Origin of the sequence: Arcobacter sp. CECT 8985 (genome assembly GCF_004116495.1) — a bacterium.
Lineage (GTDB): Bacteria > Campylobacterota > Campylobacteria > Campylobacterales > Arcobacteraceae > Malaciobacter.
Genome location: NZ_PDKC01000007.1, coordinates 60,644 through 83,704 on the forward strand (window position 1 = coordinate 60,644; position 23,061 = coordinate 83,704).

Below are 23,061 nucleotides of genomic sequence, written 5' to 3' on the forward strand. Positions count from 1 at the left end.
TGCACCTTGTGCTAAAACTTAAATAAAATGCTAATGCAATATTGTTAATTTTATGTTATTAAATGGTCATTTTTTTATTTAGTGAAGTTTTATCAGAAATTAGTAGGAGACTGATTTTTATAAAAGAGTGTGATTTAAATGACCATTGGTGAAATAATAAATAATGATTGTTAATTTTTTGTTTGTAGTAGTACTAAAATATCAAAAATGATGAATTAAATACAAGAAAATAGTATTAGTTAGTTGATAATAATGAAAAGGCTATTTTTAATATAGGAGTTTTTTATAGTAATAAAACTAAAGTCAAAAGTCTTAAGAAATAAGACTTTCTACTCTTTTAAATTCGTTGATAATATCTTCAATATTTTCAGTTCCAACTGAAATACGAAGTAAATCAATAGGTAAGTTTATTTTTTTTAAAAACTCCTGGCCTTTTTTACAAGAGATATAATTATAATGTGCAAGATAAACATATGGCATAAGCAAAGTGAATTCAGTTCCTAGACTTGGTCCTTTTGCAAAGTTTAAGTTATCATATATTTTTCTAAAATCTTTTTTAAATGTGACAGAGATTAGTCCTGAATATGAATTATCATCAATCATAGCTATTTCATAATTTTGTCTGTTTTGTTTATTGCAACAGTAATAAATTTTATCTATAAGTGAGCTTTGCTTGAAATATTTTACAAGTTTTTTTGTATTAGAACTTATTTGTTTTACTCTTTTTTCATATCCTCTTATTTCATAAGCTAGTCTTTGAATATCTTTTATATATACCATATCAAGATGTTTAAAAAACTCACCTTGCATATGTGAAATTTTGAAGTTTTCATTTAATATAACTGCTCCCATTAGAACATCTGCATTCCCACAGGCAAATTTAGTAAGTGATTCTACTAAAATATCTGCATATGGTTTTAGATTTAGATTATATGGTGTTGCTAAAGTTGCATCAATAACAAGTGGAATATTGTATTTATCACATAATTGTCTTAATCTTTTTACATCAACACTTTGAATTAGTGGGTTTGTAGGAATTTCTGTAATTATTGCACATACATTTAAGCCATTATTTTCTAAAAATTCTTCAACAATATCAAGGTTTGTTATATCAAGAAATTTTTTTGTTTTATCATAATGGTGTTCTACGATATTCATCGTATCAAGATATAACCATCCAAGTTGAACTAAAATTGTTCTATTGTTTCTTTCTTGAATTTTTTTCAAGCCTCGAACAACACCATATATTGCATTCATACCTGATGGGGCAAGTGCTATATTTTTTATTGGTTGATTGTACGCTTTTGCTAGAGTATTTTTTAGTATAAAAGTTGCAGTTTTTTCATCTTCAAGTTCTTCATGATAAATTGTATCAATTAGATTTACTTTATATAAGTAATCTTGTGCAAATCTTGAAGATAAATTACAACCAACATGTTGAATAAAAGTAAGAACTTTTTCAAGTTGTGTTGTTCCTTTTTGCACAAGAATTACACCAAAAGGTTCATCAATATCTATTTTATTATAAATAAAATATTTATCACTTACAATTTTTACAGCTTCTTGTGAACTTAAAAGTACAACTTCATAATTATCACAAACATTATATTTTTCTTTTATATATTTTGCAAGAATTTTTAAATAAGGGTGCAAAATAAATCTAGGATAAGCACTTTTTATTTTTTTTAATATTTCAGGATTCTGCTCTTCATAATCTATTACATCTTGCAATTTTGGCATACTTACTGAAACTGCATGAATATTATTTATAGGTAGTGTTTCTCCACAAGCAATGTGCTTAAATAATTCTTCTTTCATCTACTTTTTACTTTACTGCTTGTTGTATGTCTTCTATTAAATCTTCAATATTTTCTAAACCAATTGAGAATCTTACTGTACTATCACTTATTCCAATTGCAGCCAATTCCTCTTTTGAAAAACTTGCATGAGAAATTTTTGCAGGAATTTCAACTCTTGAATCTGGACTTCCAAATGAACATTTTTCTCCAAATATTTTTGTTTTTTCTATAAATTTTTCAGCTAGCTCTTCACTTGTAAAGTCTACACAAAAAACACCTGGCATATATTTCATTTGTTTATTTGCAAGCTCATATTGAGGATGTGATTTTAAAGCAGGGTGAGTTACTTTTTTTATATACTCTTGTTTTTCTAAAAACTGTGCAATTTTGATAGATAAGTCTTGGTGTTCTTTCATTCTCACTTTTAGTGTAGGAATTCCAAGTGATATTAAATAAACATCCATTGGGTTTTGACTTCTTCCATGCGCATTTGCATAGTAGTGAATTTGTTGGCTTAACTCTTGTGTTTTAGCAACAATTGCACCTGCAACAACAGCACCATGACCTGAAATATATTTTGTTGTAGAAAATAGACTAAAATCAGCACCTAAATCTAAAGGCTTTTGACTAATGAAAGTAGCAAGTGAATTATCAACTGCGAATAAGGCTTCATATTTATGTGCTAAAGTTGCAACTTTTTCTAAATCGATTATTTTAAGACCAGGATTTGTAGGACTTTCACAAAGTACAAGTTCAATTGGATTATTTTTTAAAATCTCTTCAACATTATCAAATTCTAAAAAGTTAGCAAAGTGAACTGTAATATTATATTTTTCTTTAAATACTTTTAATAATCTAAATGTTCCACCATAACAATCAGCTTCTACAATTATATGTGAATTTGCTTTTAATACAGTTTCAAAAAGTAGTGCAACTGAAGCAATTCCTGTATGTGTACAAACACATCCTGCACCATTTTCAACTTCAGTAAAAAGATTTTCTAGCATCTCTCTTGTTGGATTATCACTTCTTGTGTAATCATAAATCTTATCACCATTTTGTTTTTTTAAATCAAATGTTCCTGTATTGTATATTGGAAAATGTGAAGCACCTGCTACATCTTCAAAAGGTGCAAATTTCGCAATATGACTTAAAGCTGTTTCAATATTTTTATACATTTTATCCCCATAATTTCTTCTAATATAATAATATTTTACTATAAAAAAGATTATATAAAGTTATAGGTATAAAACTATATATTTTTTTCAAAGTTTGTAATAATCTGTTTTTCTCTATATATTAAATATTCATCTTTAAAAAATTTATTATTTTTTGTTGGGATTGATTGTTTTAGTATTAGCCCCTTGATATCTGTTTTATCAATATGAAACTCTTCATAACTAAAGCCAACTTCTTTAAATGCACCTTTTACTAAGGTATTATTTTGTGAGCAAATTATAATTGCATTTTTAGTTATAACTTCTTTTAACAAATTTATAAAATCATATGTTAAAAGTGAAGGATTAAGATTTGGCAAAAAAGTATCTAAAAATACAATATCATACTTTTTTGATAGCTTTTTTATTGTGTGTCTTGCATCACCAATAAATAACTCTAAGTTATTTTTGTCATCTTTATATTTATAAGTAGAAAAAATTGTTTTTAAAATATCTTTTTCTTTGATATTTTTAATTAGTTTAGCTGCTTGCTTTATGATAAGTTTATTTTTATCAAGTGCTGTTATATTAAGCTTATTTTCTTTTGGTAGTTTTATCGCTTCTAAACTGTTATATCCCATTCCAAAACCTATATCTAAAAGATTTATTTCTTTTTCTTTTAATCTATTTTCTAATTTTGATTGTTTTATAAATAACTCTTTTGCTTGGACGTATGCTCCACTTTTTGGATGATAAAAATCTTTATATTTTTTATCCCATATAGTTATGCTTTTATCTTCTAATAAAAAACTGTTTTGATCTTTTAAAATTATATTTTTACTTTTTAATAAATCACCTTGATAGTATCCTGCATCTTTCATTGATTCATTAACATATTCAACAAATTGTCCTTTTTGCATATGCCAAATTGGTGCAACCAAATCTTTACTTGATGTGTCTGTTGAAATTCTAATAATTGGAATATGACTTGGAATATTTCTAATTAAATAGATTAGTTCATCTGCATATTCATACTCATTGTATGTTTTAAATGGTGTTACTTTATATTGATTATGAAGTTGTGTATTTTTAATTATATGAAGATTATGTATTTTAATTCCATCAACATTTTCTTTGACTAATTGTTTTACTGTATTTTCCCAATTAGTTCTTGTTTCATTTTCTAAACCTATAATAATATGTGCAAATACTTTTAGGTTATATTTTTTTATTTTTTTAATAGCTTTAATTGAAGAGTTTGCATCATGTCCTCTATTTATTTTTTTAAGAGTTGAATTATTTAATGTTTGCACTCCTAAATCAATATAAACATCAAGTTGTTCATTTAATTCTTTTAGATATTCAAGTACATTATTAGATAAACAATCAGGTCTTGTTCCTATACTTATTGCTTTGAAATTATATAAACTTAATAATTTAGAGTAAGTTTGTTTTTGATTTATTACTGAAGTAAAAGTACCTGTATAAGCTTGAATATATAACATGAATTCTTTTGCATTGTATCTATTTTTTGAAAAATTAATTGCATTTTTTATTTGTTCATTTGCATCTTTTGCATCTAAAAGTTGTGCTGCTCTTGCTCCATTTTCTGGACAAAAAGTACATCCACCTATGCCATTTTTATCTCTATTTGGACAACCAAAATCTAGATCGATTGGAATTGTATAAAGATTTGTTTTATAGATATTTTTCATATAAGCTTTAAAAGTAAAGTAAGCAGCTTCTTGCATATAAATCCTTTGTGCAATTATATTTATATTTTCATTAAAATTTATTTTTTCTTTAAAATTTTAATATAATAGTATAAGTATAGTAAATACTTATTTTGATTTGTTATTTTAAATTAAAAAGAAAAAAATAATGAAACTAGACCAATTACAATTAAATACAAAATATTTAGATTCTGTAAACAAGGAATTTTATCAATTATTAGATGCTACACCACTTGATGATGCTTTTTTAATCTCATATAATAAAAAGTTATGTGATGAAATAGGTCTTGACTATGAAGAGTGTGAAACTCAAGAATTTGTTGATTTTATTAATGGCAAAAAAATTTTAGATGGTTCAATTCCTTATTCGATGGTATATGCAGGGCATCAATTTGGTTCATTTGTTCCAAAACTTGGTGATGGAAGAGCAATAAATCTTGGAAGTATAAATAATTGGCATCTTCAAACTAAAGGTTCTGGACTTACTAATTATTCTAGACAAGGTGATGGAAGAGCTGTCCTTCGTTCTAGTATTAGAGAATATATAATTAGTGAAGCAATGAATGCTTTGGATATTCCAACAACTAGGGCATTAGCAATAATTGGTTCAGAACATAATGTTTATAGAGGTGCTTTTGATATACAAAAAGGTGCAGTTGTTTTAAGAGCAAGTGATTCTTGGATAAGAATAGGTACTTTTGAATATTTTGCAAGAACAAAAAATCCTAAAAAAAGTCTAAGCCAATTAGCTGATTTTGTTATTAGTGAAAATTATACTCATCTTGAAAATGATGAAAATAAATATGAAAAATTCTTTTATGAATTAGTAGATAAAACAGCAGTTTTAATAGCAAAATGGCAAGCATATGGTTTTATGCATGGAGTAATGAATACAGATAATATGTCTGTTTCAGGTGTTACTATTGATTATGGGCCATTTAGTTTTATGGATTACTTTGAAAAACATTGTATTTGTAATCATACTGATTTTGAAGGTAGATATTCTTACAATAACCAGCCATATATAGCAAAATGGAATCTATTTGTATTAGCTGATTCTCTTAGTTTTATCACAAATTTTGAAAATTTAAAACAGTATTTAGATACATTTTTTTCTTTACATGAAAGAGCATATTTAGAGCTTATGAATAAGCGACTTGGTCTTGATATAAATTTAAGTGGAGATAGAAATCTTGATTTAATTTTAAAACTTTTAAATGCATTAGAAAATTCTAAAATTGATTATAATCTGTTTTTTTATAAATTATCTCAAATAGAAAATATTGATGATTTTTCAAGCATATTAGATAATTGCATTGATCCTACACAAATGCAAAATTGGCTTGTTGATTATAAAAAAGCATTATTACTTAATCCAAGGGCTCAAAATAAAAAGTGTGAAGAGATGAAAAAAGTAAATCCAAAATATATTATAAAAAATTATATGTTACAAGAAGCTATTGAAAAAGCAGAAGAGAGTGATTTTAAACTAGTAAATGATTTATTAAATATTGCATCAAATCCATTTGCAAAGCATGAAGAATTTGAAAGATATGCAAAAGCTACACCTTTAGAATTTGCAAATATTAAGTTATCTTGTTCTTCATAAAAAGTAAAAGTTTTAACTTTTACTTTCCATCTGCAGAAATTTTACCTGCACCTAAGAATATGATTGATAAATAACCAAATATATAAAGATAAATAGTCTCTAATAATGGTGCCCCATATTCTGATAGTTTAGTTATATCATTTGGATGAGCTAAATAAACTGCAACAATCATATTTACAATAATTATAAAAGCACTTAATTTTGTTTTATATCCAATAATTATTAATATTGGAGCTAAAACTTCACCTATATACGCCCCATAAGCTAAAAATGAAGGCATATTATTTTTTATTAATAATCCTTCAACAAAACTTACCCCATATTTAATTTTTGCATAACCATGAAAAAGCATTAAAATAGCTAATGTCAATCTTAATAGTAGTTTACCAAAATCTTCAGTTGTAGTAGTATTCATTCTTTAATACCTTTATTTTATAATAGTATTAATTATGCACTAGTTGAACTTAAAAGTTAATAATGATTATTAAAAAAACTTAAAAATAATAGTTATTTATGAAATACCCTTGCTTTTTTTATATTATTATGTTATATTATCTGTACTTTCTTTTACAACTTATTTGTTTTCTTCCGTCTCTTTTCAAATTCGTCATGAATTAACAAATCAATTTTAAATTAAATTAAATCAAAAAACAAAGGAGAATATATGTCAATTACACATATAAAAAAACACAAAAAAGTAGAAGTATTTTTAAGACTTTTAGAAGAGAAAGAGAATTTAGCAGATGCTTGTTCTAAAGCAGGATTAGATGTAAAATCTTTTCTATTAGAAAACAAAGATAAGTTACTTTCAAATTCTAGAAAGTCAAAATAATACTTCCATATTTCAACCCTCAAGGTTGAATAACTACTTAAAAAACAATATTTCAATAATTATCTCAATATCAAATTAGTTTTATACTCTAAAATAGTAATTGGTTTTATATTAAAATAATTAGGACTTAATATGAATAGAGTAAATAGTTCAAATATGAAGATATATATTTATATATTTGTTTCCCTTCTATTTTTGAGTGCAAACTCTATTTTATGCAGAATGGCACTTTTAAGTTCAAATATAGATGCATTTTCTTTTACTTTTGTAAGAATTTTTTCTGCAGCATTTTTATTAGTTTGTTTATATCTAATTAAATATAAAAAATATACTTTTAAATTAAAACAGAACTGGTTTAGTTCTTTTGTTTTATTTTTATATCCAAATGATCAATTCTCTTTATCAATTTTCATTTGATACTCATGATTATATCAGGTATTGCATGGGGGATTTATACTTTTATTGGTAGAAGTTCTAATAATTCATTTTTTGATACAACTGATAATTTTTTTAAAGCAAGTATATTTATTTTACTTTAATTTTTTTCTTTTACTATTTCATAGATATAAAAATTGATCTTTACAATTTTATCTTAGCTTCTATTTCAGGAACAGTAACCTCAGCACTTGGATATTTACTTTGGTATGAAGTTTTACCAAATATAAAAATAGTAACTGCAAGTGTTTTACAACTTTTAGTACCAATATTTGCAATAGTTTTAAGTATTATATTTTTACAAGAAGAGTTAACACAAATATTAATTATATCAACTCTTATAATTTTATTAGGGATATTAATAACATTAAAAAACAAACAAGATATTAGTCAAAGTACTTAAAGTCTTTGTCTTCACTTCCATCTTTTTTTCTATTTTTAAACTTCCACATAGTTTTAGTAAAATTAAATGTTTTAACAGTTAAAACTATGGAAATAATAAATGCAAATAAAAGCAAAATTATATAAAAAAGTTCCATCATTAGCTCCTTTTATATTTTATTTGTTTTTTGAACTTTCATATTGAAGAAAGTTTTGATTTTTACCCGATGGAAGCTTTTCTACTTCTCCATCGTTTTTATCATTAATACCAAATTTAAATGTTTTCTCCCATCTAAGTGGTTTGGGTGTATATTCACTCATGGATTTATTTTTAACCTCTGGATCAAAAACACCAGATAAAAATGTACTTTTATTTTTAAATATCATTATTGACATAATTATAATCATCAAAACAACAATAAAAATTAACATTTTTATAATTGTATGTTCTTGTTTTTTTGCCATATTTCTTTCTTTCTTTATGTTATTTTGATATATTATCTCAAAATAATTATTAATAATTATTTATTTTTAAATTATACTTCCACTCATCATTAGTGTATCTTTACCTTCTTCAGATATCATATCTTTATCCCATTGTGGATCAAATACTAAATGTACATTTGCTTCATCAACTAAATCTACTGCTTGTGTAACATATTTTACTTGATCAACTAATGCATCTGCAACAGGGCAGGCTGGACTTGTCAGTGTCATAGTTATTGTTGCATATAAGTATGGATCTTTTTGGTCAAATTCTATTTTGTATACTAATCCTAAGTCATATATATTAACAGGAATCTCTGGATCATATACTTGTTTTAAATTAAAAATTATTTTATTTTTTGTTTCTTCTAATTGCTCTTGTGTAAATTTACTCATAAAAACTCCTTATGCAAAAGCATGTGCATATTCATTTATTCTTTTTATCATACCTTGTACACCACTTTGTCTATTTGGTGTAATTATCTCTTCAAGTTTTAATTCTTGTAAAACTTGTTTATCCATTTGTAAAATCTCATTTGGTGTTAGACCTGAATATAAAGTTAATAATATCTTTACTAATCCTTTTACAATTGCTGCATTTGAGTCTGCTTTAAAAATAAGTTTATCTGCATCTTTTTCACAAACAAGCCAAACTTTTGAAGTACAGCCTTGTACTAGATTTTCATCTTTTTTGTGTTTTTCCTCAAGTGGAGTTAAACTTTTACCTAAATCAATTATATATTCATATTTTTGTAAATCATCATCGAAAATTTCTAAATCACTTTTTATTTCTTCAATTCTATTTTCAATCATATTAATCCTTTAGCATGGTTATGGCTTTTTTTAATCCTACAATGAATTTATCAATATCATCTTTTGTATTATAAAAACCAATACTTGCTCTAATTGTACCATCAATATTTAATTTTTTCATTATTGGTTGGGCACAATGGTGTCCTGCTCGAACTGCTATATGCATTTTATCAAGTAAAATTCCTATATCTTCACAATTTATATTTTCTATATTAAAACTTCTACTACCAATTGTATTTGATGAATTATTATAAAAAATAATTCCAGGAATCTTTTCTAGTTCATTATATAAATATTTATATAATTCTTCTTCAATTTCAAAGATATTTTTGATTCCTATATCTTTTATGTATGTAAGAGCTTGTCCAAATCCTACAACACCAGCAATATTTTGAGTTCCTGCTTCATATCTATATGGAGAATCTAACATAATACTTCTTTCAAAGCTTACATCGTTTATTGTGGCTCCACCTGTTTGATATGTTGAAACATCTTTTAATAATTCTTCTTTTATATAAATTGCACCAACACCAGTTGGTCCATAAGTTTTATGTGCAGACATTGCATAAAAGTCTACATTTAAATCTTGAACATCAACTTCAAAATGAGCTAAACTTTGTGCTGCATCAACCATTATGTAACTATCATATTTATGTGCTAATGTTACAATTCTTTTAATATCATGTTTTGTTCCAAAAGCATTTGAAACATGAGTTATACTAACAAAAGAGTTTGGATTTGCTTTTAGTAACTCTTCAAAATGTTCAAAATCAAACTCTAAATTATCTTTTGTATTTACAACTTCAAGTCCATCATGAAGTCTTCTTCCTTGCATATGCCAAGGAGTTATATTTGAATGATGCTCTAAAGAAGATATTATTATAGTTTTAAATTTTTTTGCAAAAGTTGAGGCAATCATATTTAAAGATTCAGTAACACCTTTAGTAAAAATAATCTCTTTAGACTCTTTTGCATTAATAAACTGTTTTAATAACTCTCTTGTATTTTCAAACTCTTTAGTTGCTTTATTTGCATCACCAAAATTACTTCTGTGAGTATTTGCACAGAAGTGTGTATAATAATCTACAACTTTATCAACAACAACTTTTGGTTTTTGTGTTGTAGCTGCATTATCTAAATATACACTATTTGTATTTTCAAAAAAAGGAAAATCTTCTTTATACATGATTTAATCTCTTTAAATTTTTTATATATCTTCTAATGGCTTTTAACTCAATTTTTCTAATTACTTTTAACTCAATTGAGTCAATAATCATCTCTTTTGCTTTAGCTTCACTAATTCCTCTTGAACATAAATAGTACAATTGGTCTTGATCTAAAGTACCACAAGTAGCACCATGTGCTGCTTCTAACTCATCAATAAATATCTCTAATCTTGGATTTGCATTTACCCTTGCATCATCACTTAATAAAATAGTTTGACTATTTTGAAAAGCTTTTGAAAATACTGCACTATTTTGCACTTTTGAATTTACATTAAATAGACTGTGAGCTTGATCATTTAAAAGATGTTTAATTTTTACATCACTTATTGTTGATTTTGCAATATGCTCTACAAACATAATATTTGCACTTTTTTGTTTTTGATTATTTTTAATTATTGAATCAAAATTAAAAGTAGCATCTTTATTTTCTAGTTTACTATCAAAAATATTTAATGCAAGATTTGCTTTATACTCTAAATTTACTAAGTTTAGTACAGCACTTTTACCAAGCACTGTTTTGTAATTAAATATAATCTCTGCACCATTTAAAGTTTGAATTTTTGCAATATTAGCTTTTATCTGTTCTTTTATAAGATATTTTCTATTTGCACTTATAAAATAGTTACTATTTAATTCATTGTGAAAGGTTTCTAATATATCACAATTTACTTCAACTTCAATATTTAGTGAACTTGTAAAAAATTTGTTATCACCTTCAAATATATTTATAATATTTAATGGTTTTGAACACTCTTTTTTTATTTTCAATGTAGTTGTATCTTTTTCTAAATAGCTATTTAATGTATATAAACTATTTGCACTACTATTTTCAAAACTATCTTGAGATATTTCAATACAATCTTTTATATCATCATCTAATATAATTTTATTATTTACAAAGAAGATATTATAAAAGTGTTCATCTTTTAAATATTCATATTTTGATAAGTCTATATTTTCATTTACATTAAAATCAAAATCTTTTTCAAAATAAGGATAAACATTGAAGCTTCTATACTCTTCAACTTTTTTTGTTGGTAAGATATTGATATCTAAATTTTTTATATCTACTATCTTCATTATCCTTCTCCTAAACCTTCAAAACCTTTTTCTTGAAGTTCTAATGCTAGTGAATAATCACCAGATCTTGATATTTTTCCATCTTTTAAGATGTGTACATAATCAGGTTTGATTAACTCTAATAATCTATCATAGTGAGTAATCATAAGTAGTGAACGTTTTCCATCAAGTAAAGAGTTAACTGCTTTTGCTACAAGTTTAATTGCATCAATATCTAATCCTGAATCGATTTCATCAAGTAAAATTAAATCTGGTTTTAATAAAAGCATTTGAAGCATTTCATTTTTCTTTTTTTCTCCACCACTAAAACCTTCATTTACATTTCTTTTTATGATTTCATCATTTATATTGTAATCTTTTAAAATGCTTTTTACTTCTTTTAGAAAATGAGCAGAGTTTACTTCTTCTTCATTTTTATAGGCTCTTTTTTCATTTACTGCTGTTTTTAGAAAGTACATATTATTTACTCCCTCAACTTCAACAGGATTTTGGAAACTCATAAAAATACCTTCATTTGCACGTTCACTTGCATCAAGTTCTAATAAATCTTTATTTTTAAACTCAATACTACCACTGTTTACTTCACAATCATAGTGATCACTCAATGCTTTTACTAATGTTGATTTTCCTACACCATTAGTTCCCATTAAAACGTGGATTTCTCCTGGTTTTATTTCTAAATTAAAATCTTTTAAAATATGTTTATTTGCAATACTTACATTTAAATTTTCTATTTTTAACATCTATTTTTTCCTTTCTTAACCAACACTACCTTCTAGTGATATATCTAGAAGCGCTTTTGCTTCAACAGCGAATTCCATAGGTAGTTCTTTTAAAACATCCTTACAAAATCCATTTACTATAAGTGAAACTGCATCTTCTTCACTTATTCCTCTTTGTCTAATATAAAATAATTGATCATCTGATATTTTTGAAGTAGTAGCTTCATGCTCAATTTGTCCAGTTGGATTTCTAATATCATGATATGGATATGTATGAGCTGCTGATTGGGGACCAATTAGTAAAGAATCACATGATGAGATATTTTTTGCATTTTTAGCACTTTTAGCAAACTTTACTAAACCTCTATATGCATTTACACCTTTAAGTGCAGAAATACCTTTTGAAATAATTGTTGATTTTGTATTTTCACCAATATGAATCATTTTTGTTCCTGTATCTGCTTGTTGAGCTAATGAAGTAAGTGCAACAGAATAAAACTCTCCACTACTATTATTTCCTTTTAAGATACATGATGGATATTTCCAAGTTACTAGTGAACCTGTTTCTACTTGTGTCCATGATATTTTTGAGTTATCCCCTTTACAAATACCTCTTTTTGTCACAAAGTTTAAGATACCACCTTTTCCATTTTTATCACCAGGATACCAATTTTGAATAGTTGAGTATTTAATATGTGCATCTTTTAGTGCAACTAATTCCACAACTGCTGCATGAAGTTGACTATCATCTCTTATTGGAGCAGAGCAACCTTCATTATATGATACATAACTTCCTTCATCACAAATGATTAGTGTTCTTTCAAATTGTCCAGTATTTAAAGCATTTATTCTAAAGTAAGTTGATAGTTCCATTGGACATTTTGTATTTTTAGGAATATATACAAAACTACCATCAGTAAATACAGCACTATTTAGTGTTGCAAAATAGTTATCTGAATAAGGAACAACAGAAGCTAAATATTTTTTTAATAGTTCAGGATGCTTATTAGCAGCTTCTGAGATTGAACAGAATATTATTCCCAAATCTTCTAGCTCTTTTTGAAATGTTGTTTTAACTGAAACTGAATCAAATACAGCATCAACTGCAACTCCAGCAAGTTTTTTTTGCTCTTCTAAAGGAATACCTAATTTTTCATATGTTTTTAAAATTTCTGGGTCTACTTCATCTAAAGAACCAAGTGGTTTTTTAGGTGCAGAGTAGTAAGAAAAGTTTTGATAATCTATCTCATCATAACCTAAATTAGCCCAGTCAGGTTCTTCCATTGTTAACCATTTTTTATAAGCTTTTAGTCTAAATTCTAGTAGCCATTCTGGCTCTTCTTTTTTTATTGAAATAGCTTTTATTACATCTTCATTTAAACCTTTTGGAAATGTTTCACTATTTACAATAGTTTCAAACCCAAGGCTATAATCATTAGATATTACGTTGTTTATTTTTTCATTTTTCATCTAATCTCCTAAATAGGACATAAATTGTCTTATATTTAAAATTGTATCATAAAATTGTTTACTTGTAAAGTTAAAAACTCTATTTAATATTTTTTTCTAATCTCTTTGTATAAAATGAAATAGGGTATGTTAAAAGTAAATATCCTATTGCTAAAGGAATATAACTTTCAAATGTTGAATAGGTATAAGAATTCACTTCTTGGGCATTCATTGTAAACTCACTGATTGATATAACTGAAAGTAGTGAAGAGTCTTTAATTATTGATGCAAACTGACCTGTAAGTGCAGGTAACATTCTTTTAAATGCTTGAGGGAAAATTATATATCTATATATTTGGTAGTTATTCATTCCTAAACTTATACTTGTTTCAAACTGTTCAATTTCAATTGATTGAATTGCAGCTCGAATTATTTCACATACGTATGCTGCTGAAAATATTGCTAATATAAATACTCCCACTACATATCTATTTTCTAATCCTAAATTATCTGCAAAGACATAAAAGAAAATAAGTATTTGAACAAGTAGAGGTGTACCTCTTATAACTTCAATATAAAATCTAGAAAAAAATCTCAAAAATATAAATTTTGAACTTTGTGCATATGCAAAAAACAGACCAAAAATAATGCTAAGAATTAGTGCAAAAATAGATATTATAATAGTCATCAAAAAACCATTTATAAACTTTTGTTTGTATTCATAAACAGCATCCCAATTAAAATCATACATTATGTTGGAAAACATAAAATATAAAACTAAATATACTAAAACAGCTAATAAAACAGCATTAAAAACATAGACTCTTTTATTTAAAGAGCCTTGTTTTTTATATGATAATTCATTTATAAAATAATTTTTTAGTTTAATAGTTTACTCCTAAAAGAAAAAAGGAATATTTTTTGAATCAAAAGTCTTTTTTGCTTCATTTAAATATTTATAAGCAAAGTCATCAAATGTACCGTCTTCTTTAGCTTTTTTTATAAATTCATTAATTTTTTCTTTTAGCTTTTTATCATTTTTTCTTAATGCAACACCCCAATATTCAAAATGTTTTTGAAAAGGTTTAAGTAGGGCAACTGTAGTATCTTTATGTTTAACACTATTTCTATATATTGTTAATTGGTCATATAAAAATCCATCTGCTTTACCTTGTACTACTTCAAGTACACAAGCACTCTCTTTATCTAAAACTAAAATATTTGCATTTTTTAAATGTTCTCTTGCATAAACATGACCAGTTGAGCCTTTTTTTACTGCAACTGTTTTACCTTTTTGGTTTAAATCATCTATATTTTTTATATTTGAATTTTTATTTGCAAGGATTGCTAAAGATGTTCTTGCATAAGGATTAGAAAAATCAATTGATTTTTTTCTTTCATCAGTAATTGTCATTGATGAAATAATCATATCAACTTTTCCTGTTTTTAATGATGGAATTAATCCATCCCAAGCAATATTTTCAATTTTAAGTTTTTTATCCATTGATCTTGCTAACATTTTTGCGAAATCTACTGAAACTCCAGTTGGATTTCCTTTTTTGTCACTCATCTCAAATGGAGGATATGCTAATTCCATACCAACGGTTAAGACATTTTTGTCCTTAACTTTACTTTTATTGTCACCACATCCGGTTATTATTAATGTACTTATTAAAATAAATATATAAGATAACAACTTTTTCATTTTGTATCCTTTGTGTTTGTCTTTTTATTGACTATTTAAAACTATAAAATAATATCTTACTCTTTTATTAGTAAAATTATTATCAAGCATTTATATAAAAAATCATCAAAGTGAATATAAATCATATTATAGGTAAAATATATACTTAATTTATATAAAATAATTTTTATAATGATTTATTAATTGTTACAAATTGTAATTAAAATTGTAAATTTATTAATTAAGACAAATTTTATCCTCTTTGGAATAGAATATGCAAAACTTTTTTAGTAGTAAGAAGATTTAAAGATAGGAAACAAAAAATGATGGAAGTGTATTTAGATAACAATGCAACTACAATGGTTGATCCAGTAGTTTATGAAGAGATGAAACCATTTTTCTGTGATATTTATGGTAACCCAAACTCGTTACATAGATTTGGAGCAGGAACTCATCCAAAAATGATGGAAGCATTAGATTACCTATATAGTGGAATTAATGCAGATGATGAGGATGATATTATCATCACTTCAAATGCAACTGAGAGTAATAACACTGTTATTAAGGGTATTTGGATTGATAAGATATTAAATGGTGATAAAAATCATATTATTACTTCAGAAGTAGAACATCCAGCAATAACTGCAACATGTAAGTTTTTAGAGTCTCAAGGTGTAAGTGTTACTTACTTACCAGTAAATGAAGATGGCGTATTAGAAGCAGAAAGTGTAAAACAATACATTAAAGATGATACAGCTTTAGTTTCTATTATGTGGGCAAATAATGAAACTGGAAAAATTTTTCCAATTGAAGAAATAGGTGAAATTTGTAAAAAAGCAGGTGTATTATTTCATTCAGATGCAACTCAAGCAATTGGAAAAGTAAAAGTTGATGTACAAGCTGCAAATGTTGATTTTATATCTTTTTCAGCACATAAATTTCATGGACCAAAAGGTGTTGGTGGATTATATATCAAAAAAGGAATCTCTATAACTCCATTGTTTCATGGTGGTGAACAAATGGGTGGTAAAAGAGCAGGTACTGTTGATGTTGCCTCAATGATAGGAATGGGATTTGCAATGCATTTAGCTACAAATGAGATGGCTTTAGCTTATGAAAATAATCATGTAAAAAAATTAAGAGATAAATTAGAAAATGCAATATTAGAATTACCAGAAACAGTTGTTATTGGTGGAACTGAAAATAGAACTCCAAACACAACTTTAATATCAATTAGAGGTGTTGAAGGTGAATCAATGTTATGGGATTTAAATCAAAAAGGAATTGGAGCAAGTACAGGTAGTGCTTGTGCATCTGAAGATTTAGAAGCAAACCCAGTAATGAATGCATTTGGTAGTGATAGTGAATTAGCTCATACTGGAGTTAGATTTAGTTTAAGTAGATTTAATACTGAAGATCAAATTGATTATGCAATTGATGCAATTGTAAATGCAGTAAAAAGATTAAGAAACTTATCAAGTTCTTATGCATATGCACCAGAATCACACAAGTCTGGATTATAAAAAAAGATTTCAAAGGAAAAGCAAATGGCAAAAAATGATTTAGTAAGTGGATCAATTTGGGATGAATACTCAAATCAAGTTGTAAATAGAATGAATAATCCTCAACACCAAGGGGAAATTACAGAGCAAAGAGCAAAAGAGTTAAATGCAAAATTAATTATTGCAGATTTTGGTGCAGAATCATGTGGTGATGCAGTAAGACTTTATTGGGCAGTTGATGAAGCTACAGATAAAATCTTAGAATCAAAATTTAAATCTTTTGGATGTGGTACAGCTATTGCATCAAGTGATGTAATGGCAGAACTTTGTATTGGTAAAACTGTTGATGAAGCAGTAAAAATTACAAATATTGATGTTGAAAAAGCATTAAGAGATACACCAGATACTCCAGCAGTTCCACCTCAAAAAATGCACTGTTCAGTTATGGCATACGATGTGATTAAAAAAGCAGCATCTCAATACAAAGGTGTTGATATGGAATCTTTTGAAGAAGAAGAAATTGTATGTGAGTGTGCAAGAGTTTCTTTAGCAACAATTAAAGAAGTTATTAAAATAAATGATCTTAAAACTGTTGAAGAGATTACTGATTATACAAAAGCAGGTGCATTTTGTAAATCATGTATTAAACCAGGTGGACATGAAGATAAAGATATCTACTTAGTTGATATTTTAGCTGATACTAGAGCGTTAATGGAAGAAGATAGATTAAAAAATGTAGCTGATGCAAGTGCAAATGGTGAATTAACTTTTGATAAAATGACATTAGTTCAAAGAATTAAAGCTATTGATACACTTTTAGATGAAGATATTAGACCAATGCTAGTTATGGATGGAGGTAATATGGAAATTATTGATATAAAAGAAAATTTACCTCACTATGATTTATATATTAGATATTTAGGTGCATGTTCAGGATGTGCATCAGGAAGTACTGGTACACTTTATGCAATTGAATCAATTTTACAACAAAAAATTGACGAAAACATAAGAGTTTTACCTATCTAATTTTTAATAAAAGAGTTTTTACTCTTTTATTGATTACAGTCAATTATTATCTTTTTAAATTTATGTAAAATTATCAAAAAAGATAAGGATACATAAAATGAGTGAAACAATCAAATCATTTCTTACAAATGACCATAGAACTTGTGATGAAGAGTTCGCAAATTTAGAAAATAAAGTAATGTCTGAAAATTGGCAAGAAGCAATTAAACTATTTTTTGAGTTTGAAAAACAAATTAAAGTACATTTTGATATGGAAGAAAAGATAATGTTTCCTGCATTTGAAAATAAAACAGGAATGAATGAAGGTCCAACACAAGTTATGCGAATGGAACATGCTCAAATGTTAAATGTTGTTTCTTTAATGAAAGATGATATTGAAAAAAAAGATAAAAAACATTTTCTTGGATTAAGTGAAAGTTTAATGATGCTTTTACAACAACATAATATGAAAGAAGAGCAGATGTTATATGCAATGGCAGATGCACATTTAGCAGATGAATGTTCTTTAATTATCGAAAAAATGAAAGAATTAAAAAGAGATTAGAATATGTTTAATCAAGGATTATCATTAGATCAAGCACCGCCAATATCTGTTCCATTTAGATTTTTTTTAACAGCACCAATTTTTGCAATATTAATTGGAGTTATGTTTTTAGTTTATCCCTCTGATGTTATTACAAATAGATATTCACATGAATCAATTGCAATGGCTCATCTTTTTACACTTGGTGTTTTATCAATGGTAATTTTTGGTGCAATGCAACAAATGATGCCAGTTCTTGCTGGTGCACCAATTAAAAAACCAAAATTATTTGCAGGTGTTGTTCATATAACATTGACTTTAGGAACAATATGTTTTGCACTTAATTTTTTAACAACTAACAAAGTTTATTTATATATAGCAATAATTTGCTTATGTATATGTTTTTTAACATTTTTTATTGTAGCTATCGTGCTTCTTTTTAAAGTCAAGTATTTAACATCAACAGTTAATGGAATGAGACTTTTTGCTATTACTGGATTTCTTACAGTTATTTGGGGTGTATATTTAGCTATTTCACACTTAACTGGAAATATTGGAATAAATCATTTTAATTATGTAAATATACATATTATTCTTGGACTTTTTGGTTTTGCAAGTCTAATTGTTATTGGGGTATCGTTTCAAGTAATACCGATGTTTTATGTGGGATTATCTTTTCCTAAAAAAGTACAAAATAGACTTCCTTTATCTATTTTTACTTTAATTGTTTCCTATATTGCTTTTTCATTTTTAGATTTAGATTTTTATATTTATAAAGTGCTTTTTACATTATTTTTTATGATATTTGCTTTTAATGCTTTAGTATCATTAAATAATAGAAGAAGAAATGTAGAAGATGTAACTCTTTGGTATTGGAAAGTTTCATTATATTCATTGGTTATAGCTATGTTAAATTGGCTTTTTGTTCCTCAAGATTCATCTTATTTTATGAGTATACTTTTTGCTTTTGGTTTTTTATTTTCATTACTTCAAGGTATGATATATAAAATAATTCCTTTTTTATGCTGGTTTCATTTAAGTTCAAAAGGTCATTTTAATATTCCAACAATGAGAGAAGTAATAAATGAAGATTTAATAAAAATACAGTTTTTTGTATATATATTTTCACTTGTATTTTTTATACTTTTTGGTTTTTTTAATGAACTATTTTTAAATATTGCTGCAATTTTGTTTATTGCTTCAAACTTATTATTTTTAATGAATTGTATTTTAGGTATAAAAAAATATATGAGTATTGCTAAAAATGACCCTTTACAAACTTTTGTAAAATCATAGTTATGTTATAATATTTCAAAATCCAATTAAAGGAATATTATGACTGCACAAGATAAAGAGTTAGAACAACTACACGATACAATTGTTTCAGATGTAAATTTACTTGTTGAAAAATATATGGATATTGTTGGGTGGGATGTACCTGAATATGATGAAGAAAAAGCAAAAAGTAAAATACTTGCAATTATAAAAAATACTATTAATAAGATTGAGGAAGAGAATTAATGTCAAATGATAATAATCAGATTTTAAAAAATACTAATGCACAGATTTTAGATGAATTTAATGCATCAGTAATGTTTGATAAAGAACTTTATGCACAAGATATAAAAGGTTCAATGGCTCATAGTCAAATGCTTTTTGAACAAGGAATTTTATCTAAAGAGGATAAAGAAGCTATTCATAATGGACTTTTACAAGTTAAAGAAGAGATTGAAAGTGGCAAGTTTGAGTTTAAAATAGAGCATGAAGATATACATATGGCAGTTGAGAGTAGATTGACTGAAATTGTAGGTGATGCAGGAAAAAGACTTCACACTGCAAGAAGTAGAAATGATCAAGTTGCAACTGATTTTAGATTATATGTTCAAGAAAAAACATTAAGTATTAAAAAGCAATTAAAAGAAATTATATCTACTTTTATTGAAGTGTCAAAAAAACATACAGATACTTTAATTCCAGGTATGACTCATTTACAACATGCACAACCAATTAACTTTGCTTATCATATGCTAGCATATGCAAATATGTTTAAAAGGGATTTTGAAAGATTTGAAAGTTCATATGAAAGAAACAATTATTCACCTTTGGGAAGTGCTGCATTAGCTGGAACACCTCACAATATTAATAGAGAATCTACAAGTAATCAACTCGGATTTACCTCTCCTACAATAAATGCAATGGATAGCGTAAGTGATAGAGACTTTGCATTAGAAATATTATTTAATATTAGTACATCAATGATGCATGTAAGTAGAATTGCTGAAGAGTTAGTTACTTGGTCATCATATGAATTTCAATTTGTAAGAATGAGTGATGAATATGCAACAACATCATCAATTATGCCACAAAAGAAAAATCCAGATGTACCTGAATTATTAAGAGGTAAAACTGGAAGAACATATGGAAATTTAATCTCATTATTAACAGTTATGAAAGGTTTACCATTAGCATATAATAAAGATACACAAGAAGATAAAGAGGGTGTATTTGATTCAGTTAAGACAATTGAAATATCTCTTAAGATTTTAAATGAAGTAATTAAAACTATGAATATAAATGTAGATAAAATGAGTGAAGCTTGTAAAATTGGACATTTAAGTGCAACAGATTTAGCTGATTATTTAGTTCAAAAACAAAATATGCCTTTTAGAACTGCATATTATATTACAAAAGATGTAGTTGCAATGGCAAATAGTTTAAATAAAGATATTAGTGAATTAACAATTGATGAAATTAGAAAATCAAATGAACAGATAAAAAATGTAAATGAAGAGATTGTTATGTATCTTGATTTAAAAGCATCAATGAATGCTAGAAATTCATTTGGTGGAACTTCAACAAAACAGACAAAAAGTCAAATTGAGATTTTAGAATCTTGGACAAAAAGTAAATAGATGAGTTTTTAACTCATCTAAATTTACTATTTATTTTAAAAGGAATTTTTTAGTTGTTTCATATAGAGCTTCAACATCAGTTTTACCAATAAACCAATCTACTCCAATAGCATTCATTTTATTCTTTACTGCATCAGTTGTCATTGAAGAGTTTACAATAACTGGGATATTGCTATGGTTTTCTTTTATGTAAGATGCAACTTGATATCCATCAGCTTCTGGCATTTCAATATCAGTTAAAACCATACCGATTTCATTTGGATCTAACTCTTTAAATCTTTGTAATAAAAGTGCTCCATTATTATAAATTTCATAACTTATATTTGCTTTTTTAAAGAATTTTCTTAATATCTCCCTTGCAACGCCTGAATCTTCAGCAGCAAGAACCATTTTTGAAGAGTTTAATGGAGCTTCAACATATCTATTAACTGCTTCTTCTCCATCATCAGTCCAACCAATATCTTTTAGAAGTTGTTCTGCATTAAATACTGTACAAAGTTCATCTTTTTCCTGTACTCTTACATAAGTTGTATATGTGATTTTTGAGTTTGTCTCTTCTGTATGTCTTAATTGTTCTGTAGTTTTTTCTACAATATCAAGCATATCTCTAATTAAAAAACCTACTTTTTTATGATTAAACTCACAATAAATAATAAGTTTATATTCATCCATAGACATTTTTTGTTGACCTAGCCATGCATCAAGATTTACTAAAGTTACAGGTTCCCCTCTAATTGTAGCAATTCCTGCAATAATAGATGAATCACTAGGTGTATCATTGATTGTTACTTCTTCTTTAATAACAAATGCTTTTACTTTAGCAATGTTAATAGCGTAAATATTGTTATGACTTGTATAAAATACTGCTAACTGTTGAACATTTCTTTTATGACCTTGAGTCATTTGTTCAACGCTACTACTAATGTCATTCATAATATTCCTTTTTATGTGATTTTAAATTATATATATTTTTTTCTTATAATCAACTTTGTTTCTTAAAGTTCTTTTAATTCTTTCTCATTAATTTTTGAATTGTAACAGATGCCATCATTAAACCAAATGAACCTGTAACTCCTTCAAAACTACCTTTTTCTATGCACATTGGCTCTTCAGAAGAGAAAACTACTTTGAACTTCTTTTTAAAGCCTTGCGCTTTTAATTCTGTTCTTATTTTTCTTATAAATGGATCATTATATGTATCCCAAATTGATTTATATTCAATTTTACTTGGGTCAATTCTTTTTGCTCCACCACTTGTACTTATTACTTTTGTAAAATATTTTTTTATTAAGTGAACTTTTGGTGTAACATCGTCAATTGCATCTAGAATATAATCAAATGACGAAAAATCAAAGTTATCAATCCACTCTTTTGTAATTTTAACATGAATTGGTGTCACTTCAGGGTATTTTTGTGCTAAAGCTTCAACTTTTATTTTTCCAATATTACCTTCACTACCCATTTGTCTATTTAAATTTGATTCTTCATATGTATCAAAATCAACAATTGTTATATTTGTTATTCCAGTTCTATATAGTGAATCTAAGGCAAAACTTCCAACTCCTCCAACTCCAAGAAGTATAAGTTTTGCATCTTGAAATTTCTTAAAATTCTCTTCACCAAAAAGTTTTTTTGTTCTGTCGTATCTCATATAATTTACTCTTTTAAAAATTTTAGATATTATATCATAAA

26 protein-coding genes are annotated in these 23,061 nt (G+C 26.3%); 10 read left to right on the top strand and 16 right to left on the bottom strand.

The window, feature by feature from the left end:
- Nucleotides 1-312 precede the first annotated feature (312 nt).
- The 3 genes from CRU93_RS04945 to CRU93_RS04955 form a co-directional block, all read right to left on the bottom strand.
- The gene (locus tag CRU93_RS04945; protein WP_129103080.1) at nt 313-1,818 is read right to left on the bottom strand and encodes a PLP-dependent transferase; all 1,506 of its coding nucleotides are present in this window, start codon (nt 1,816-1,818) and stop codon (nt 313-315) included.
- 7 nt (nt 1,819-1,825) lie between these two features.
- Nucleotides 1,826-2,977: a PLP-dependent aspartate aminotransferase family protein gene (locus CRU93_RS04950; protein WP_129103081.1), complete on the bottom strand. Its 1,152-nt coding sequence runs from the start codon at nt 2,975-2,977 to the stop codon at nt 1,826-1,828.
- Between the two features lie 74 nt (nt 2,978-3,051).
- A complete protein-coding gene (locus CRU93_RS04955; protein WP_129103082.1) occupies nt 3,052-4,707 on the bottom strand; it encodes a TIGR01212 family radical SAM protein in 1,656 nt (551 codons plus the stop codon).
- Between the two features lie 130 nt (nt 4,708-4,837).
- Here CRU93_RS04955 and CRU93_RS04960 point away from each other — a divergent pair, with 130 nt between their 5' ends.
- Nucleotides 4,838-6,298, top strand: a complete 1,461-nt coding sequence (locus CRU93_RS04960; RefSeq protein WP_129103083.1) for a YdiU family protein — start codon at nt 4,838-4,840, stop codon at nt 6,296-6,298.
- 19 nt (nt 6,299-6,317) lie between these two features.
- Here CRU93_RS04960 and CRU93_RS04965 read toward each other — a convergent pair whose 3' ends face one another.
- On the bottom strand, nt 6,318-6,713 hold the full coding sequence (locus CRU93_RS04965) for a DoxX family protein (protein ID WP_129103084.1): 396 nt from the start codon (nt 6,711-6,713) through the stop codon (nt 6,318-6,320).
- Nucleotides 6,714-6,962: 249 nt separating this feature from the next.
- Between CRU93_RS04965 and CRU93_RS14115 the strand changes: the two genes are divergently transcribed.
- From CRU93_RS14115 to CRU93_RS14325, 3 genes are all read left to right on the top strand, one after another.
- Nucleotides 6,963-7,130, top strand: coding sequence for a hypothetical protein (locus CRU93_RS14115; RefSeq protein WP_164967618.1), 168 nt, complete (start codon nt 6,963-6,965; stop codon nt 7,128-7,130).
- A gap of 132 nt (nt 7,131-7,262) precedes the next feature.
- Nucleotides 7,263-7,547 carry a hypothetical protein gene (locus CRU93_RS14320; RefSeq protein ID WP_258238834.1) on the top strand — a complete coding sequence of 95 codons (285 nt, stop codon included), beginning with the start codon at nt 7,263-7,265 and terminating at the stop codon, nt 7,545-7,547.
- Nucleotides 7,548-7,719: 172 nt separating this feature from the next.
- Complete coding sequence (locus CRU93_RS14325) at nt 7,720-7,968, top strand: DMT family transporter (protein ID WP_258238837.1); 249 nt, start codon at nt 7,720-7,722, stop codon at nt 7,966-7,968.
- Here CRU93_RS14325 and CRU93_RS14120 read toward each other — a convergent pair.
- From CRU93_RS14120 to CRU93_RS05015, 10 genes are all read right to left on the bottom strand, one after another.
- Nucleotides 7,952-8,104, bottom strand: a complete 153-nt coding sequence (locus tag CRU93_RS14120; RefSeq protein WP_164967619.1) for a hypothetical protein — start codon at nt 8,102-8,104, stop codon at nt 7,952-7,954. The two genes, CRU93_RS14325 and CRU93_RS14120, sit on opposite strands and share 17 nt — an antisense overlap.
- A gap of 19 nt (nt 8,105-8,123) precedes the next feature.
- The gene (locus CRU93_RS04975; RefSeq protein ID WP_129103085.1) at nt 8,124-8,411 is read right to left on the bottom strand and encodes a hypothetical protein; all 288 of its coding nucleotides are present in this window, start codon (nt 8,409-8,411) and stop codon (nt 8,124-8,126) included.
- A 66-nt stretch (nt 8,412-8,477) separates the two neighbouring features.
- Nucleotides 8,478-8,828, bottom strand: coding sequence for a metal-sulfur cluster assembly factor (locus CRU93_RS04980; protein WP_129103086.1), 351 nt, complete (start codon nt 8,826-8,828; stop codon nt 8,478-8,480).
- 9 nt (nt 8,829-8,837) lie between these two features.
- Nucleotides 8,838-9,245 (bottom strand): SufE family protein, encoded by a 408-nt coding sequence (locus CRU93_RS04985; RefSeq protein WP_258238835.1) that lies wholly within the window; start codon nt 9,243-9,245, stop codon nt 8,838-8,840.
- Between the two features lies 1 nt (nt 9,246).
- The gene (locus CRU93_RS04990; protein WP_129103088.1) at nt 9,247-10,431 is read right to left on the bottom strand and encodes an aminotransferase class V-fold PLP-dependent enzyme; all 1,185 of its coding nucleotides are present in this window, start codon (nt 10,429-10,431) and stop codon (nt 9,247-9,249) included.
- Nucleotides 10,424-11,551 (bottom strand): SufD family Fe-S cluster assembly protein, encoded by a 1,128-nt coding sequence (locus tag CRU93_RS04995; protein WP_129103089.1) that lies wholly within the window; start codon nt 11,549-11,551, stop codon nt 10,424-10,426. The genes CRU93_RS04990 and CRU93_RS04995 overlap by 8 nt, the downstream gene beginning before the upstream one ends.
- The gene (gene sufC / locus CRU93_RS05000) at nt 11,551-12,294 is read right to left on the bottom strand and encodes a Fe-S cluster assembly ATPase SufC (RefSeq protein ID WP_129103090.1); all 744 of its coding nucleotides are present in this window, start codon (nt 12,292-12,294) and stop codon (nt 11,551-11,553) included. The genes CRU93_RS04995 and sufC overlap by 1 nt, the downstream gene beginning before the upstream one ends.
- A 15-nt stretch (nt 12,295-12,309) precedes the next feature.
- Nucleotides 12,310-13,743 (bottom strand): Fe-S cluster assembly protein SufB, encoded by a 1,434-nt coding sequence (sufB, locus tag CRU93_RS05005; protein ID WP_129103091.1) that lies wholly within the window; start codon nt 13,741-13,743, stop codon nt 12,310-12,312.
- Nucleotides 13,744-13,822: 79 nt separating this feature from the next.
- The gene (locus CRU93_RS05010) at nt 13,823-14,488 is read right to left on the bottom strand and encodes an amino acid ABC transporter permease (RefSeq protein WP_258238836.1); all 666 of its coding nucleotides are present in this window, start codon (nt 14,486-14,488) and stop codon (nt 13,823-13,825) included.
- A gap of 132 nt (nt 14,489-14,620) precedes the next feature.
- Complete coding sequence (locus tag CRU93_RS05015) at nt 14,621-15,427, bottom strand: transporter substrate-binding domain-containing protein (RefSeq protein WP_129103093.1); 807 nt, start codon at nt 15,425-15,427, stop codon at nt 14,621-14,623.
- A 305-nt stretch (nt 15,428-15,732) separates the two neighbouring features.
- On the opposite strand from CRU93_RS05015, the gene CRU93_RS05020 reads away from it, so the two are divergent.
- From CRU93_RS05020 to argH, 6 genes are all read left to right on the top strand, one after another.
- Complete coding sequence (locus tag CRU93_RS05020; RefSeq protein WP_129103108.1) at nt 15,733-16,929, top strand: NifS family cysteine desulfurase; 1,197 nt, start codon at nt 15,733-15,735, stop codon at nt 16,927-16,929.
- A 24-nt stretch (nt 16,930-16,953) separates the two neighbouring features.
- Complete coding sequence (locus CRU93_RS05025; protein ID WP_129103094.1) at nt 16,954-17,934, top strand: iron-sulfur cluster assembly scaffold protein; 981 nt, start codon at nt 16,954-16,956, stop codon at nt 17,932-17,934.
- Nucleotides 17,935-18,031: 97 nt separating this feature from the next.
- Nucleotides 18,032-18,478 (top strand): hemerythrin domain-containing protein, encoded by a 447-nt coding sequence (locus CRU93_RS05030; RefSeq protein ID WP_129103095.1) that lies wholly within the window; start codon nt 18,032-18,034, stop codon nt 18,476-18,478.
- A gap of 3 nt (nt 18,479-18,481) precedes the next feature.
- A complete protein-coding gene (locus tag CRU93_RS05035; RefSeq protein ID WP_129103096.1) occupies nt 18,482-19,753 on the top strand; it encodes a hypothetical protein in 1,272 nt (423 codons plus the stop codon).
- Nucleotides 19,754-19,792: 39 nt separating this feature from the next.
- A complete protein-coding gene (locus CRU93_RS05040) occupies nt 19,793-19,978 on the top strand; it encodes a hypothetical protein (protein ID WP_129103097.1) in 186 nt (61 codons plus the stop codon).
- On the top strand, nt 19,978-21,369 hold the full coding sequence (gene argH, locus CRU93_RS05045; protein ID WP_129103098.1) for an argininosuccinate lyase: 1,392 nt from the start codon (nt 19,978-19,980) through the stop codon (nt 21,367-21,369). Before CRU93_RS05040 ends, argH begins: the two co-directional genes overlap by 1 nt.
- A 30-nt stretch (nt 21,370-21,399) precedes the next feature.
- Here the strand turns inward: argH and CRU93_RS05050 are convergent, their stop codons facing one another.
- Together CRU93_RS05050 and CRU93_RS05055 are read right to left on the bottom strand one after the other, a co-directional pair.
- Nucleotides 21,400-22,302 (bottom strand): chemotaxis protein CheV, encoded by a 903-nt coding sequence (locus CRU93_RS05050; protein ID WP_129103099.1) that lies wholly within the window; start codon nt 22,300-22,302, stop codon nt 21,400-21,402.
- 73 nt (nt 22,303-22,375) lie between these two features.
- Nucleotides 22,376-23,020, bottom strand: a complete 645-nt coding sequence (locus CRU93_RS05055) for a ThiF family adenylyltransferase (RefSeq protein WP_129103100.1) — start codon at nt 23,018-23,020, stop codon at nt 22,376-22,378.
- Nucleotides 23,021-23,061 lie beyond the last annotated feature (41 nt).

Excerpts from the sequence above, each read along its gene's own strand:
- CRU93_RS04965 (WP_129103084.1), bottom strand. The coding sequence starts at position 6,713 with ATGAATACTACTACAACTGAAGATTTTGGTAAACTACTATTAAGATTG.
- CRU93_RS05035 (WP_129103096.1), top strand. The coding sequence starts at position 18,482 with ATGTTTAATCAAGGATTATCATTAGATCAAGCACCGCCAATATCTGTT.
- CRU93_RS05010 (WP_258238836.1), bottom strand. The coding sequence starts at position 14,488 with ATGTTTTCCAACATAATGTATGATTTTAATTGGGATGCTGTTTATGAA.
- CRU93_RS05030 (WP_129103095.1), top strand. The coding sequence starts at position 18,032 with ATGAGTGAAACAATCAAATCATTTCTTACAAATGACCATAGAACTTGT.
- CRU93_RS05020 (WP_129103108.1), top strand. The coding sequence starts at position 15,733 with ATGGAAGTGTATTTAGATAACAATGCAACTACAATGGTTGATCCAGTA.
- CRU93_RS04960 (WP_129103083.1), top strand. The coding sequence starts at position 4,838 with ATGAAACTAGACCAATTACAATTAAATACAAAATATTTAGATTCTGTA.
- CRU93_RS05050 (WP_129103099.1), bottom strand. The coding sequence starts at position 22,302 with ATGAATGACATTAGTAGTAGCGTTGAACAAATGACTCAAGGTCATAAA.
- CRU93_RS04985 (WP_258238835.1), bottom strand. The coding sequence starts at position 9,245 with ATGATTGAAAATAGAATTGAAGAAATAAAAAGTGATTTAGAAATTTTC.
- sufB (WP_129103091.1), bottom strand. The coding sequence starts at position 13,743 with ATGAAAAATGAAAAAATAAACAACGTAATATCTAATGATTATAGCCTT.
- CRU93_RS04955 (WP_129103082.1), bottom strand. The coding sequence starts at position 4,707 with ATGCAAGAAGCTGCTTACTTTACTTTTAAAGCTTATATGAAAAATATC.
- CRU93_RS05025 (WP_129103094.1), top strand. The coding sequence starts at position 16,954 with ATGGCAAAAAATGATTTAGTAAGTGGATCAATTTGGGATGAATACTCA.
- argH (WP_129103098.1), top strand. The coding sequence starts at position 19,978 with ATGTCAAATGATAATAATCAGATTTTAAAAAATACTAATGCACAGATT.
- CRU93_RS14120 (WP_164967619.1), bottom strand. The coding sequence starts at position 8,104 with ATGGAACTTTTTTATATAATTTTGCTTTTATTTGCATTTATTATTTCC.
- CRU93_RS04975 (WP_129103085.1), bottom strand. The coding sequence starts at position 8,411 with ATGGCAAAAAAACAAGAACATACAATTATAAAAATGTTAATTTTTATT.
- CRU93_RS04990 (WP_129103088.1), bottom strand. The coding sequence starts at position 10,431 with ATGTATAAAGAAGATTTTCCTTTTTTTGAAAATACAAATAGTGTATAT.
- CRU93_RS04945 (WP_129103080.1), bottom strand. The coding sequence starts at position 1,818 with ATGAAAGAAGAATTATTTAAGCACATTGCTTGTGGAGAAACACTACCT.
- CRU93_RS04995 (WP_129103089.1), bottom strand. The coding sequence starts at position 11,551 with ATGAAGATAGTAGATATAAAAAATTTAGATATCAATATCTTACCAACA.
- CRU93_RS05040 (WP_129103097.1), top strand. The coding sequence starts at position 19,793 with ATGACTGCACAAGATAAAGAGTTAGAACAACTACACGATACAATTGTT.
- CRU93_RS04950 (WP_129103081.1), bottom strand. The coding sequence starts at position 2,977 with ATGTATAAAAATATTGAAACAGCTTTAAGTCATATTGCGAAATTTGCA.
- CRU93_RS05055 (WP_129103100.1), bottom strand. The coding sequence starts at position 23,020 with ATGAGATACGACAGAACAAAAAAACTTTTTGGTGAAGAGAATTTTAAG.
- CRU93_RS05015 (WP_129103093.1), bottom strand. The coding sequence starts at position 15,427 with ATGAAAAAGTTGTTATCTTATATATTTATTTTAATAAGTACATTAATA.
- CRU93_RS14115 (WP_164967618.1), top strand. The coding sequence starts at position 6,963 with ATGTCAATTACACATATAAAAAAACACAAAAAAGTAGAAGTATTTTTA.
- sufC (WP_129103090.1), bottom strand. The coding sequence starts at position 12,294 with ATGTTAAAAATAGAAAATTTAAATGTAAGTATTGCAAATAAACATATT.
- CRU93_RS04980 (WP_129103086.1), bottom strand. The coding sequence starts at position 8,828 with ATGAGTAAATTTACACAAGAGCAATTAGAAGAAACAAAAAATAAAATA.
- CRU93_RS14320 (WP_258238834.1), top strand. The coding sequence starts at position 7,263 with ATGAATAGAGTAAATAGTTCAAATATGAAGATATATATTTATATATTT.